11 protein-coding genes are annotated in these 14,318 nt (G+C 37.4%); 5 read left to right on the top strand and 6 right to left on the bottom strand.

Annotated features, from left to right (window positions below; translation table 11 throughout):
* Positions 1-13: 13 nt before the first annotated feature.
* Positions 14-718, top strand: coding sequence for a chitin disaccharide deacetylase (gene chbG / locus ORL93_RS17420; protein WP_018765135.1), 705 nt, complete (start codon positions 14-16; stop codon positions 716-718).
* A 210-nt stretch (positions 719-928) separates the two neighbouring features.
* On the opposite strand, the gene ORL93_RS17415 is transcribed toward chbG, so the two are convergent.
* Positions 929-2,089: a chromate transporter gene (locus ORL93_RS17415; RefSeq protein WP_265959318.1), complete on the bottom strand. Its 1,161-nt coding sequence runs from the start codon at positions 2,087-2,089 to the stop codon at positions 929-931.
* Positions 2,090-2,314: 225 nt separating this feature from the next.
* On the opposite strand from ORL93_RS17415, the gene ORL93_RS17410 reads away from it, so the two are divergent.
* Positions 2,315-2,740, top strand: a complete 426-nt coding sequence (locus tag ORL93_RS17410; RefSeq protein ID WP_018765133.1) for a CHRD domain-containing protein — start codon at positions 2,315-2,317, stop codon at positions 2,738-2,740.
* A 43-nt stretch (positions 2,741-2,783) separates the two neighbouring features.
* Here ORL93_RS17410 and ORL93_RS17405 read toward each other — a convergent pair whose 3' ends face one another.
* The 3 genes from ORL93_RS17405 to ORL93_RS17395 all read right to left on the bottom strand — a co-directional run bounded on the left by ORL93_RS17405 (position 2,784) and on the right by ORL93_RS17395 (position 7,566).
* Positions 2,784-5,459, bottom strand: coding sequence for a sigma-54-dependent transcriptional regulator (locus tag ORL93_RS17405; protein ID WP_265959317.1), 2,676 nt, complete (start codon positions 5,457-5,459; stop codon positions 2,784-2,786).
* Between the two features lie 102 nt (positions 5,460-5,561).
* Positions 5,562-6,296 carry a polysaccharide deacetylase family protein gene (locus ORL93_RS17400; RefSeq protein WP_018781276.1) on the bottom strand — a complete coding sequence of 245 codons (735 nt, stop codon included), beginning with the start codon at positions 6,294-6,296 and terminating at the stop codon, positions 5,562-5,564.
* A gap of 199 nt (positions 6,297-6,495) precedes the next feature.
* Complete coding sequence (locus tag ORL93_RS17395) at positions 6,496-7,566, bottom strand: glycosyltransferase family 4 protein (RefSeq protein WP_003202041.1); 1,071 nt, start codon at positions 7,564-7,566, stop codon at positions 6,496-6,498.
* Between the two features lie 644 nt (positions 7,567-8,210).
* Here ORL93_RS17395 and ORL93_RS17390 point away from each other — a divergent pair.
* Both ORL93_RS17390 and wecB read left to right on the top strand, forming a co-directional pair.
* Complete coding sequence (locus tag ORL93_RS17390; protein ID WP_018765130.1) at positions 8,211-9,536, top strand: UDP-glucose dehydrogenase family protein; 1,326 nt, start codon at positions 8,211-8,213, stop codon at positions 9,534-9,536.
* A gap of 458 nt (positions 9,537-9,994) precedes the next feature.
* Positions 9,995-11,113, top strand: coding sequence for a non-hydrolyzing UDP-N-acetylglucosamine 2-epimerase (gene wecB / locus ORL93_RS17385; RefSeq protein WP_265959316.1), 1,119 nt, complete (start codon positions 9,995-9,997; stop codon positions 11,111-11,113).
* Positions 11,114-11,182: 69 nt separating this feature from the next.
* Here wecB and ORL93_RS17380 read toward each other — a convergent pair whose 3' ends face one another.
* Both ORL93_RS17380 and ORL93_RS17375 read right to left on the bottom strand, forming a co-directional pair.
* A complete protein-coding gene (locus ORL93_RS17380) occupies positions 11,183-12,289 on the bottom strand; it encodes an LCP family protein (protein ID WP_265959315.1) in 1,107 nt (368 codons plus the stop codon).
* 27 nt (positions 12,290-12,316) lie between these two features.
* Positions 12,317-12,958, bottom strand: a complete 642-nt coding sequence (locus ORL93_RS17375) for a YigZ family protein (protein WP_097794518.1) — start codon at positions 12,956-12,958, stop codon at positions 12,317-12,319.
* Positions 12,959-13,198: 240 nt separating this feature from the next.
* Here ORL93_RS17375 and ORL93_RS17370 point away from each other — a divergent pair, with 240 nt between their 5' ends.
* Positions 13,199-14,041, top strand: a complete 843-nt coding sequence (locus ORL93_RS17370; protein WP_006096565.1) for a DegV family protein — start codon at positions 13,199-13,201, stop codon at positions 14,039-14,041.
* The last annotated feature ends 277 nt before the right edge of the window (positions 14,042-14,318 follow it).

Below are 14,318 nucleotides of genomic sequence, written 5' to 3'. Positions count from 1 at the left end.
AGGGAAAAAATCTATGATTCGATTAATTGTAAATGCAGATGATTTTGGTCTTACAGAAGGTACAAATTACGGCATTATTGAAGGACATGTAAACGGGATTGTGAATTCTACGACGATGATGATGAACATGCCAGGGACGGAGCATGCAGTACGCTTAGCAAAAGAATATAAGACATTAGGAGTAGGGGTGCATCTCGTCTTAACTGCGGGAAAACCTCTTCTTACAGATGTTCCGTCTCTTGTAGGTGAAGATGGATTGTTTCATAAGCAAAGTGTAGTAAGAGAAGGAAACATAAACCCTGAAGAAGTTGAAAGAGAGTGGACGGCTCAAATTGAAAAGTTTCTATCTTACGGATTAAAGCCAACACATTTAGATAGTCATCATCATGCACATGGTTTACCGATTTTGCACGATGTTCTTGAACGATTAGCAGATAAATATAATGTGCCAATCCGCCGCTGCGCAGAAGAGAGGGCGGTGCGTCCATTTTCTGATGTGTTTTATAGTGACTTCTATAGCGATGGCGTGCAGGAAGATTACTTTGTCAAATTAGTAGAGCGTGTACAGGGTGGAAAAACAGTAGAGGTTATGGTGCACCCTGCTTACATTGACCCAGAGCTTGTGAAGCGTTCTTCTTATGTAATGGATCGTGTGAAGGAGCTACGAATTTTAATGGAAAGTGTTTTACCAGAAGGGATAGAACTAGTGAGATTTTAATATATATGACGACATAAAACCTTTCTTTTTGGATGGGAGAGAGGATCCGGCCATGCATAGAAGCGGTCAGATCCTTTTTTAGTCCCATGCCAAGTGAAAACAAAGAGAGAAAATGAGTACAGGTCACTTTTTGATTTCCATGGCCGCGATTTAGACGTTTGAAAATCTATAGTAGAAAAGACGGTTTAGTAAGACCGTCTTTTTGTATGGCTAGATAATAGAAAGAATATAACCGCTTAAAGCACCAAGAACAACAACGATCCATGGAGGTGCTTTCCAAAATGCTAATAGACAAAATAAGAGAGAAGCGATAACAAAATCAGTTTTACTCATGATTGTGCTTGTCCAAATAGGGTCATAAAAAGCAGCTAGTAAAATACCGACGACGGCGGCATTAATGCCAAGGAGTGCCCCTTGTACATAAGACAAGCGTCTCACTTGATCCCAAAATGGTAATACACCAATGACAAGTAAGAATGCCGGGAGAAAGATAGCGATTGTCGCAATAGTAGCTCCTAGTGTCCCGTCTAGTACCGTTCCTATGTAAGATGCAAATGTAAAAAGAGGACCTGGAACTGCTTGTGTTAAGCCGTATCCTGCTAGAAACTGTTCTTTTGTCATCATGCCATTTAATACAAATTCATTTTCAAGAAGGGGAAGAACGACATGTCCTCCGCCAAACACGAGTGAGCCAGAGCGATAGAAACTATCAAACATGGCAATCCAGTGCGAAAATGGCCGTAATAGTGGTAACAAGAATAATAAACTAAAGAATAGTAAGAGACAAAGGACAGCTGTTATACGTGAAACAGGAATATGTGTTTTGCTAGCAGATGGGATTTCATGCTTACGATATAAGACCCAACCGAGAAGACCAGCAAGTAGAATAAGCGTGACTTGTGTCCAAGCGCTTGGAAATAATAACGCAATTGCAGCAGTAATAATTGCAATTGTTGCTCGGTTACGGTCCGGTGTTAATTTCTGCGCCATTCCCCATATTGCATGTGCGACAATCGCTACTGCTACAAGTTTTAATCCATGAATCCAGCCAGCTCCCACTACATGAAATTGCTGGAGTAGTGAAGCGAAAAAAACAAGAACGAGAACTGACGGGAGTGTAAAGCCAATCCAAGCGACTACAGCTCCAAGGAGCCCGCCTCGTGATAAACCGATGCCAATTCCAACTTGGCTGCTTGCAGGACCGGGTAGGAATTGACAGAGTGCCACTAAATCCCCATAGCTCCGCTCATCCATCCATTTTCGTTTTTGTACATATTCGTGATGAAAGTACCCAAGATGAGCCACGGGTCCTCCAAAAGAAGTAAGGCCTAACTTGAGTGCTACGAGAAAGATTTCTATTATTGTTTTCAAGAAGAACCTCCTAAAGAAATTTTAAATCTACGTGCATTATATAGTAATCAGTGTGCTGTCAGGAATGATTGTTATGTAATATTTTTGTAAATATTTCTTGAGTAGAATAACCATCATGAAAAAGCATTTCTGAAAGAGTCATAATTAATCGTGTCCCGGCAATAAATTAGTTAAAGAGATACCAGCTATTCAAATTGAAATTTATATAAGGAGAATGTTGCTAGTATGACAAAACATTTTGTTGCTAAGCTGAAAGGCGGTAATGAATTACCTCCTGTAAAATCGAAAGCCTATGGGGTCGCGGAGCTTATTTTTAATAGCGACTTTACGAAACTACATTATAGGGTGATATTGAAAAATATTGAGAAGGTAACATCCTGTCAAATTCATTTAGGGAAAGGAAATCAGACCGGGCCAGTAGTTGTGTTTTTATATGGACCTGTGAAGCATGGAATTAGCGTAAATGAAGGAACGATAACGGGTGTGGTGTCCACTGAAGATTTAGAGGGACCTTTGCAAGGGAAGACGTTTGAAAATCTTGTGCAGGCAATTGATGAAGCGAATGCATATGTAAATGTTTATACAAAAGCACATGCAAGCGGAGAAATTCGTGGGAAGGTAAAAGAATATATCAGGTCCATGAGCCGGTAAATAAACATGCCCATGAATTTTGAAGTTCACGGGCATGTTTACGTTACTCTCTTTTTTCTGGTTGATTCTTTATGAAGAAGTCCATTACATAAAAAACTTCATCATCTGGAATTTGTATTTCAAATGTGTTTTCAATTGGTTGCAATGCTTTTTTTACTTTCATATACATCCAATATTCATCTTGTCTACGTGCTTCTTTGTCAGGATAAGGGAGGAGCTTTTCTCCCTTTTGTAGCCGGTCAATCATACAGCTCATATGCAAAATAACTCCCATTAAACTATCGGGGTTTAACTGTAAGGAGATGAACTCTTGAATTGTATTGAGCGCGTACCGTATTGTTTTAATCATCAGTGCCCCATCATCGCGCTGCATTTGTTGCCCGAGAATATCAGCCATTTTTGCATATGTTTCTTCATAGGTAATTAATTCTTGAATCGGTTGAATGGCTTTGTAGTTTACAATATCTTGGAAATGATAAGTTAAACAGGGTACTTGTACATCAAAGTTTGTCACAATACAAATCATATTGCGTTCTTTCTTTATATTTTCGATCATTTTTGTTAAATCTTTTTCATGAACGATACTAATCGGAATAATTTCTATTAAATCTTTATCGAATCGTAAATAGTTTTCAAGCATTTTTTGAATGGCCAGTGCGCTTCCTTCTCCTGTTAAACAAGCTGTTAAAATGACTGATTTCATTGGAGCGAGTGGCTTTTTCTTTTCTTCTTGTACATTAAGGTAAAACGGTGTTAAGTTTTTCACGGTTTCGTATAATGCATCTAATGAGTACCCGAGCTGAGCTTTTCTTGCTGCTTCTAATGCGTGCGGCGTACTTGTCATCGAAAGAACGCGTACAGGGATATGAAATTCTGTCTCTAGTATATCCCCGATATAGGCGAGTGAACCCATATCGACAAGTAAGAGAAGACCATTTATATGTCCCAGTGTTTTCATGTACACTTTTACTCGTTCTAAGAAATCTTTCGGTGATTCATGAAGCGGCATATCAATTCCTGTTACTTCATCAATACCGAGGAGTTCATTCGCGACATTTGCCATTTCTGTTGCGATACCATTGCCGTGGGCTAAAATTAATACTTTTACTTCTGTTTGGGAAGCAGGAATGGGATCAACAACGAAAAACATCGTTAAGAATCCAGCTTCATCAATTGGCATCGTTACTTGTAATTCTTCTTCTAATAGTTGAATACATTGCATGGCAACTGAGAAAGCTTCTTTATATTTCGTACGAATTTGATTCAGCTGCGGATGATGAATTTGTTTCCCGCCCTGCAGTCGTTGTAAAGTTGTCTGTACATGTAAATTTAAAGCAAGAAAGACTTTTTCATCAAATGTCTTAGCTAAATGTTTTTCGGCTAGTTCAGCGATTTTTTCGCATACAGAAACAATATTGCGATCGACAATTTTAAAGACATTTTCATGACTTGTCTTTTGTGACATTTGATTAAAATACTGAACGAAAAAGCTTTGGAGATCATTGTCTATTAGTAATTCTAATTCTTCTTCTTCAATACCGCGTGCTTGTAATTCTTCATATTTATGATCAATGTAATCATAAATGGAAGAACGTGAATCTTCTGTTTTATGTTTGCTCCATCCTTCGTCACTCGTAAATACAAATGTTTCGTTTGGCACTTGATACAGATGACGGCTTTTTCTTTCAATAAACAAGCCTTCCTTCATGTACCATGGCAAGTCAGCACTTGAAACGCGGACATGGTCTCTTTTCTTTGTTACGAAATCAGAATAGGCTTTCGCACAGGCAATTTGTACATCGGTTTTTAATTGTCCGATATTGTTTGGACATTGATAAAAGACGAAAGCACGCATTGCGTTCGGACTGACATGAATTTTTTTTCGCAGACGAATTGCTTCATTTGTAAAAAAGAGTTGCAAGAGGGCGGAGCGTTCCTGATGCGTTCGCTCACGAAGTGGTGGAAGCGTTACGGTCATCGGAATCCGTCTTGTAAAGGTTTTGAGTAAAAAAGAGTTCGGTTCTTCTGTTGTTGCAGTAATAATTAATACGCGTGCTCGGCGCTCGTTCTCTGTTTCTCCAAGGCGACGATACACACCGCGGTCAATAAATGTGAATAACATTTCTTGACCTTCTGGCGGGAGGCGGTGCACCTCATCCAGGAAGAGAATTCCTTCGTGGGCTTTTTCGATTAACCCTTTTTGGTCACTTGCACCAGTGTAAGCCCCCTTTTTTATCCCGAAAAGTTGTCCAAGCAGGAGCTGTGGATTATTTGCGTAATCCGCACAGTTAAAAACGATAAACGGTGCATCTTTTGGGAGCTGAGTTACTTCAATTGCATACTCGTGCATTAAAGAGGCAAACATAGATTTCCCGACACCCGTTTCTCCAAGTAGTAATGTATGCATACCATTTGGAGGATAGAGTACAGCAGCCTTTGCTTTTTCAATCGCAATTTTGAGGCTTGTGTTTTTTCTTGCAAAGGCATCGAGTGAAGTGTTATTTTGTGAATGCGTTTCCACGTGGGAGTTGGCTCCTAAATAGAAACGGACAGGGCGTGTTCCCATTTTGGATAAACGACCATCTTTCACAAGTTTATTTAAATCGCTGCTTACATTTGCACGGTCTAGCTGTAGAAGTGTAGCGAGTTCAGATGCTGTTACACCTTCTGAGTAATTCCCTTTTTGCATTGCATTATAAATGAGGTCCATTCGTTTCATTTTTCTTCACCTCGAAACTTCGTCACTATTTAAAATTTTACACAAAAATGGGAAGTGTGGGAAGGGAAAAAGAATAAACAGCTCTAGTATATACTAAAGCTGTTACAATCTTGCGTCCTTCCAGAAATTCACTTCTGAATGAGAGGAAGGATTATAGGGAAGAAGTGTGTATCCTTTCGCCTTAAGGTAGTCAATTACCTTTGGAAGAATTTTCACTGTAACGCTAGAATCATGCATTAAAATAACTTCAACTTGTTCGTCGCTTTGGTTCATAACACGCTCTAATATAGCAGAAGGATTATGATAACTTTTCCAGTCATATGTATCGATTGTCCAATCCCACATTTTGTACTGAGCGGAAACAAGTGCATCACGATAATTCTTTTTTAAATAAGGCATACTACCATATGGAACGCGAACAAGGTGTGTATCTAAATTTGCTATATGGCGGACAATAGAGCGGGCCTGCTCCATTTCGGTAATTAAAACGGATGGATCACCAGTATATAAACGCTTTACGTCATGAGACATGCTATGAAGACCGATATAATGACCTTCTTGTATGAAACGTTTCATTGTTTGTGGATAATGTGAAGCCTTGCCACCAATTACAAAGAAGGTTGCCTTTCCCTGCTTTTGCTTTAAGATGTTTAAAATTTGTGATGTGTATTTGTTTGGCCCATCATCAAATGTTAAGTATGCAATTTTAGGCGGAAGGGCTGCGTTCTGAATCGTAGATTGATGTGTAAGTGGGGAGTTAGCGGCTGCTTCAGTATAAGATACCGAACATGTAGTAATACTTAAAAATATAATAATACATTGAAACATTTGCTTCATCAAAATACTCACCCTCAGTCTAACAGTCATGGAGAAGGAGTTAAGATTGTAGTCTCATTATCCTCTTTACATGTATATCTTTCTCCAATAGAAGAACTCTCAAACAAACTATATTTTGGAAATAAAAAATAGCACTCTTTCTTAAGAAGAAAGAGTGCTATTTGAATATTTTACACTAATAAAGGCTATACTACAGTTATTATTCGCGTTTTTTTACTTTTTTATAGAAGGAAATAATTGGTTTGTAACGTTCGTGCACAAGACCAATTACTTCTGCTACGATTTCAGTAAAGAAGATTAAAGCGAACAGAAGGATAATGGATAACCACAATGTTGCGCTAGTGAAAATAATTGCATTTACGCTAAAGAAAATACCAAATGCGTAAATGATAAGTACCGTCGTACGATGAGAAAAGCCCATTGCCAATAGACGATGATGTAAATGCGATTTATCTGGTGCAGAAATTGGTTTTTTATTCACAATTCGTCTGATAATTGCAAATGTGGTATCAAAGATAGGTACACCTAAAATGATAATAGGAACAAGGAAACTGAATAACGTTACACTTTTGTATAATCCCAGTAACGATATAACAGAAATACAATATCCTAAAAATAATGCACCTGTGTCTCCCATGAAAATTTTTGCTGGATGGAAGTTATAGAATAAAAATCCAAGTGTACTTGCAAGTGCAATGAGTGCTAGTGGCAGAATAATAACAGCACCAGTACCCATAGGGCTAGTAAAGGCCATATATGCTAATGTTGCAAGGACGATAGATGAAATCCCAGCGGATAATCCATCTAATCCATCAATTAAGTTAATGGCATTTGTAATACCTACAATCCAAAATACTGTAATTGGATATGCAAGGATACCAAGTTCAGTATCTCCTAAGATTGGAATATACAACACCTGTACTAATAATCCACTTTTTACAATAAGTACGGCAACTAACAGTTGTCCACCGAACTTTACCTTTGCTGATAATTCGTACATATCATCTAAAATACCGATGATGATAATGATAACAGCACCTATAGTAATCGACATCATTCTTTGTTCATATAATCCACTAACAAAGAACCCAACGGCTACACCAATGAAAATTGCCAGTCCACCTAGACGAGGCATAATTTTTTGGTGTACTTTACGTGCGTTTGGCTTATCAGTTGCTCCAATCTTAAATGCTAATTTGATAACGAAAGGAGTAACAACTAATACGGTAATGAAAGATGCCAAAACAGCATAAATCACTTGTGAGTCCATTAATACCCCACCTTTTATATTTTAACGTAATTTTTCGAACGAGTTATCTGAAAATTATGATGATTGTTTGCAGGCTCATAACATATGGTATCACAAAAAGATTAGAATTCAATCTTTTTTTCTATTCACTGTAATTGGAAATAGATAAAATATATGACAAGTTTATAATAAATACGATGTCGCACAAGAAGGTTATAATATATCTTATCATTAACTTGTATTGCATAGTTTTTAAATTGTGGTACAGATTTATGACATTTACATATAAGTCTGTTCCTAGTAGGGATGGTAGGATGTGACCGATTCTCTTTACTATAAGTGTTGCACGTTAAAATACGTACGTTTCGCGTTAAAATATGGAAATATGAAATGAGCCAGTAATAAAGCAGTTTGTAAAGAAAAATGTCCAATTGGAGGGCGTTATTTTACAAAATCTTAAAAAAGGAAAGGGCAGGTGTCTCATATAATAGGGAGTGAGGGCTTGCATGCTATCTCATTTTTATATATTTAAAAGCAACAACTTCATGTCTTAGTACGGGAAAAAGAGTGCCTTAAAGACATCGACATATATTCAGTTTTAGTATGAAAGGGGGAAGCCCAGAATATCTAAACTATAATCTTAGGTATTCTGGGCGGAACATCTAATGAAAATTACGGTGATAGGTACTGGATATGTAGGATTAATTACTGGAGTAGGATTAGCCACATTAGGTCATTCGGTTACTTGTTTTGATATAAATCAAGGGAAAATAGCGAAAATGAAGCAAGGGGAAATGCCAATTTATGAACCTGGTCTGGGGCAATTAGTAGATGCAGCAGTCCAAGAAAAACGATTAGCATTTACATCAAGTCAAACAGAGGCATTTAAACATTCAGATTTCATATTTGTAGCAGTAGGAACACCATCTTTACCGGATGGAACGGCAGATTTAACATATATTCGTAATAGTTGTTATGAAATTGGTATGTGTGCCAATTCAGATATAATTGTGGTTACAAAAAGTACGGTTCCTGTAGGTACGAACGATCAAATGAAAGAATGGATTCAGGAGAAGCTACAAGGGCGGCATATGATACATATGGTATCGAATCCGGAATTTTTACGTGAAGGTTCTGGTATACATGACTTTTTTCATGGTGATCGCATCGTCATAGGAGCGGAGACAGAAGAAATCGCGCAGAAGGTAGAGAGGCTATACAGTAAGCTGTTAATTGAAACGTTTGTTACAGATATCCGCAGTGCGGAGATGATTAAATATGCTTCAAATGCTTTTTTGGCTACGAAAATTAGCTTCATAAATGAAATTTCTAATATATGTGAGAAAGTGGGCGCAGATGTGTTAGAAGTAGCAGGTGGCATGGGAATAGATCGGCGAATCGGTCCCCATTTTTTACAGGCAGGTATCGGTTATGGGGGTTCATGTTTCCCAAAAGATACAAATGCTCTCGTTCAAATTGCAGGTAATGTTGCGCATGATTTTAGATTGTTAAAAGCAGTAATTGAAGTGAATAACAAACAACAGATGTTGCTTGTTCGGAAAGCTAGAAGCGTAATGGATATGAGGGGAAAGCAGGTTGCGGTGTTAGGAGCAGCCTTTAAGCCGAATACAGATGATATTAGGGAAGCACCGTCTCTTCTTATTATAAAAGAGTTATTAGAGATGGGAGCAAATGTAATTGTATACGACCCGCAAGCTATTTTGCATGTGCAGCAGTTGTTTGGAGAAGAAATAAAATATACAACTGATTTAGATGAGGCAATCACAGAAGTGGACGCGGCGTTTATTGTAACCGATTGGGAATGCATACGAACGTATCCATTAGAAAGGTATGTGCAACTTATGGGTGAACCTATTTTATTTGATGGGAGAAATTGTTATACTGGGAAAGATGTTGAGAAACATAGAATGGATTACTATTCCGTTGGCAGAAAGAGCATTCGTAATAGGAAAGTTTCTACCGTCTGTTAAGAACGCTTTTTTTGTCCTTTTATCTTCTCAATATATAATGGTGAGTGTAACAATACTATATAAATCCATGTTGATTAGCTGGCATATAAGTTGCGGTTATGAAAACAAAAGGCGATCTCCACTCGTTTTCTCCGTTTGTTTTCACATGGTATGGGGGCTAAAGGGTCTGACCGCTTCTATGCGTAGCTGGACGCTCTCTTCCACCTAAAAGAGAAGATTTTATGTTAGTTTTTCAATTTGTATTTATATAAATCCATGTTGATTAGCTGGTATATAAGTTGCGGCTATGAAAATAAAAGGAGATTTCCACTCGTTTTCTCCGTTTGTTTTCACATGGCATGGGAGCTAATGGGTCTGATCGCTTCTATGCATAGCCGGACGCTCTTTCCCACTCAAAAGGGGAGGTTTTATGTTAGTTTTTCATATATCGTAACTAGTGAAAGAAAAGAGGCATTGAAATGACTGAACGTTTAAAAGTAATGACGATTTTTGGAACACGTCCAGAAGCGATTAAAATGGCACCTCTTGTGTTAGAGTTGCAAAAACATCCTGAGAAAATTGAATCAATTGTAGCAGTGACAGCACAGCATCGCCAAATGTTAGATCAAGTATTGAATATCTTTGGTATTACGCCGGATTTTGATTTGAATATCATGAAAGACCGTCAAACATTAATTGATATTACAACACGTGGTTTAGAGGGCTTAGATAAAGTAATGAAGGAAGCAAAGCCACATATCGTTCTTGTACATGGTGATACAACAACTACTTTTATTGCGAGCCTTGCTGCTTTCTATAATCAAATTCCGGTTGGCCATGTTGAAGCTGGACTTCGTACATGGGATAAATATTCTCCATACCCGGAAGAAATGAACCGTCAATTAACAGGTGTAATGGCAGATCTTCATTTCTCGCCTACTGCAAAATCAGCAATGAACTTGCAACAAGAAAATAAAAATGAAGCACGTATTTTCGTAACAGGAAATACAGCGATTGATGCACTAAAAACAACAGTGAAAGAAGAATATAGTCATCCAGTACTAGAGAAGCTTGGAAATGACCGACTTGTACTTATGACAGCACATCGTCGTGAAAATTTAGGTGAACCAATGCGCAATATGTTCCGTGCAATTAAACGCCTTGTTGAAAAGTACGAAGATGTACAAGTTGTGTACCCAGTTCATATGAATCCTGTTGTTCGTGAAACAGCTAACGATATTTTAGGAGATCATAATCGTATTCACTTAATTGAACCACTAGATGTAATTGATTTCCATAATGTTGCAGCACGTTCATACTTAATGTTAACAGATTCTGGTGGTGTGCAGGAGGAAGCACCTTCTCTTGGCGTACCGGTTCTTGTTCTACGTGATACGACAGAACGTCCGGAAGGTATTGAAGCAGGTACATTAAAATTAGCAGGTACAGACGAAGAAACAATCTTTACACTTGCAGACGAATTATTATCTAATAAAGAAGCACATGATAAAATGGCGCAAGCATCTAATCCTTATGGTGATGGCCTTGCTTCAGAGCGTATTGTAGGAGCAATTTTACAATATTTTAATAAAAAATAAGTAGAAAAAAGAGCCGCTCCTCATATCTGTTGATATAAGAAGCGGCTCTTTTCTTTTAAGTAGTAATCTCTACTGATGATTTCGCATTAACCATTCCGCGTTAGCGTTCGTAGACGGAGGTTCCTGTTCTTTTTTCTTAGTAGATGAATTTGTAGAATTCGTATCAGAATCAGAATTAGAACTTGTATTGGTTGTAGAATTCGTGTCTGTTTTATCTTGTCCTAAGTTTTTCAAAATTTCATTACGAACATTTTGAACGCTCATTTCATCTGGAATAAAGTAATAGATATCATTTAGTTTTTTATCTTCACCTTCTAATTTAATCGTTTTTATGTTAGAAGGATCGAATCCAGATAACTTATTATATAAGGCAAGTCCATCGGATACAGGTATATCAGTTTTTACATATTTTCCAACAACCTCCGCTAAATCTTTAATCTTAAAGACTGTAGAAGCGGAATTTAGTTTATGGACAACCGCGGCAAGTACTTGTCGTTGTCTTGCAGCTCGGCCATAATCTCCATTTGGATCTTGCTTTCGCATACGGACATAAGCGAGTGCTTCTTCGCCATTTAATTCTTGCTGTCCTTGTTTAAATTGAATCAGCTTGTAGTAATCTATATCAGATCGTTCCTCGAAATTAAATGGAACATCGACTGTAATGCCACCAACGGCATCGACAATTCCTTTAAAGCCTTTGAAATCAATTTTTACGTAGTGGTCAACAGGCACACGTAAAAAATTCTCGACTGTGTCTAATGCCATTTTTTCTCCGCCGTAAGCATGCGCCGCGTTAATTTTATCTTTTTTATTTTTTCCAGCAATCGTAACACGTGAGTCACGCGGGATACTCATGAGTGAAACATTTTTTGTTTTTGGGTTAATTGTTGCGAACATAAGAGAATCTGTTCGTCCATTTTGTCCATCCGTTGCATAATCTTCAATTCCCATAATAAGGACGCTGAAAGGTTCTTTTGTAATTTCTACATCTACCGCACGTAATTTTGATTTATCACGAGTAAAGCCACTATACATCTCCATGAGTGAAGAGTAAGAGTTAAACATGTAAAGCCCTACACTACCAATTAAGGACATAAAAATGAGGTAGATAAACAATCTACGTCTGCGCTTTTTTTTCACTCTTCTTTTCTGGAGATGATGATAACGCTCTTCCATACATAAACTCCTTTTAATATATATATGTTATTGTTGCACAATGTCTTGTTCTAAATACAGCATGTCATCTTCTTGTATTGTACATTTCCCATTTGTTAGTTCAATCATCCACTCTGTGAAAGTTTGTTTTTGATCTTCTTCCACATAAGTGTCAAATGTCACATTTTCTAGGTAATGAATCTCTTTAATAGCATATTTTGAGTGGCGTAATTCATTTTCAATCTTTCCGAGTAGTGTATAATCAATTTCTGTCTTCATAACTCGCATTAATTTTCGTTCGACAACACCTACATAGTTAATTCCTTCACTTGTACATTTTCCATATGCACGAATTAAACCACCGGCACCAAGTTTAATGCCGCCAAAATATCGTGTGACAACAACAACGGTATCTTTCAATCCACGTTTTTTTAATACTTCTAGCATAGGTACACCAGCTGTACCGCTTGGTTCACCGTCATCATTTGCCTTTTGAATTTGATCTTGCTCCCCGATTAAATAGGCTGAGCAGTTGTGTGTTGCGTTCCAATGCTGCTTTTTTATCTTTTGAATAAATTCTTGTGCTTCTTCTTCTGTTTTCGCTCGACTTATATAGCAAATAAACCGTGACTTTTGAATGACAATTTCGTGCTCACCGTAGCCTTTGATTGTTAAATATTGTAATAACAATGATATACGCCCCTACCTTTCAATATTACTAGTACTTTTTATTGTAAAAGGGGGAGTTTTCAGATTCAAACATTTTTTGTAGGAAAATAGCAAATTCTATTATAAATTTAATATTTTTGTTGTAAATTGTCCAAGTGTTTATTATAATCTTACCCCGGCATTTTTCATACATTAATGCACCTTTTCCTATTTTCGTGTAAAATTAGGAAATAAAAACTTTTTTATAAGGCAGGTACGAAAATGAGAACAGCTATTGTTACTGATAGTACAGCATATATACCGAAGCATATTCGTGAAGAACTCAATATACATATGATTCCATTAAATGTGATTTTTGGAACGAATTCTTATCAAGAAGAAGCAGAAATTACAGCGGATGATTTTTATGTAAAAGTACGTGAACATGAAGAACTTCCAAAAACTTCTCAACCAGCAATTGGAAAATTTGTGGAGCTATTTGAAGAACTGGCAAAAGAATACGATGCGGTGATTTGTATCCATCTTTCAAGCGGAATTAGCGGTACATATCAAACAGCAACGACAGCTGGGCAAATGGTCGAAGGGATAAACGTATATACGTATGATTCTGAAATTAGTTGTGAAGTACAAGGGTTTTATGTGCGTGAAGGTGCAAGAATGGTAAGTGAAGGAAAGGCGCCAGAAGAGATTTTAGCTAGGTTTGATGAAATGAAGCAAACGATAGATGCTTATTTTGTTGTTGATGATCTCCATCATTTGCAACGCGGTGGTCGTTTAAATAGCGCGCAAGCATTTATCGGTAGCTTATTGCAAGTAAAGCCAGTTTTATATTTTAGAGATAAAGTTATTATCCCGTTTGAAAAAATTCGCACACGCAAAAAGGCACTAAAGCGTATCGTTGAAATTTTCGATGAACATGCGAGTAAAGGTATGCCGATGGAAGCTGTTATCATTCATGCAAATCGTGAAGAAGAAGCGAAAGAGTGGCAGCAAGAATTGGAGGAAAAGTACCCTCATGTTACAATCCGCATCAGTTATTTTGGTGCTGTAATTGGAACGCACTTAGGAGAGGGATCACTAGGTCTAGGGTGGTATACAAAATAATAAAAATGTAAAAGCTCTCTTTTTGTAGAGAGTTTTTTACGGATATACGCATGCCTATTTGACAAGTTAATATTTTGAAGTGATAAAATTTAATTTATATAAATACGGATTGAAAGACCGACATAAAGTGAAACTTTAATCAGTGGGGCTCCATCCCCCACTGATTATTAGCCCTTGCCAATCGGGCCTTTAGGGACAGTGCCTTTTTTAGCCCTATTCCATGTGAAAACAGAAGGAGAAAATGAGTGGGAGTCTCCTTGTGTTCTTCATAGTCGCA

Source organism: Bacillus sp. DHT2, from assembly GCF_026241455.1.
In the GTDB taxonomy this organism is placed as follows: Bacteria; Bacillota; Bacilli; order Bacillales; family Bacillaceae_G; genus Bacillus_A; species Bacillus_A pseudomycoides.
Note: the sequence above shows the minus strand (reverse complement) of the source record. Positions and strands in the feature narration are given on the sequence as shown.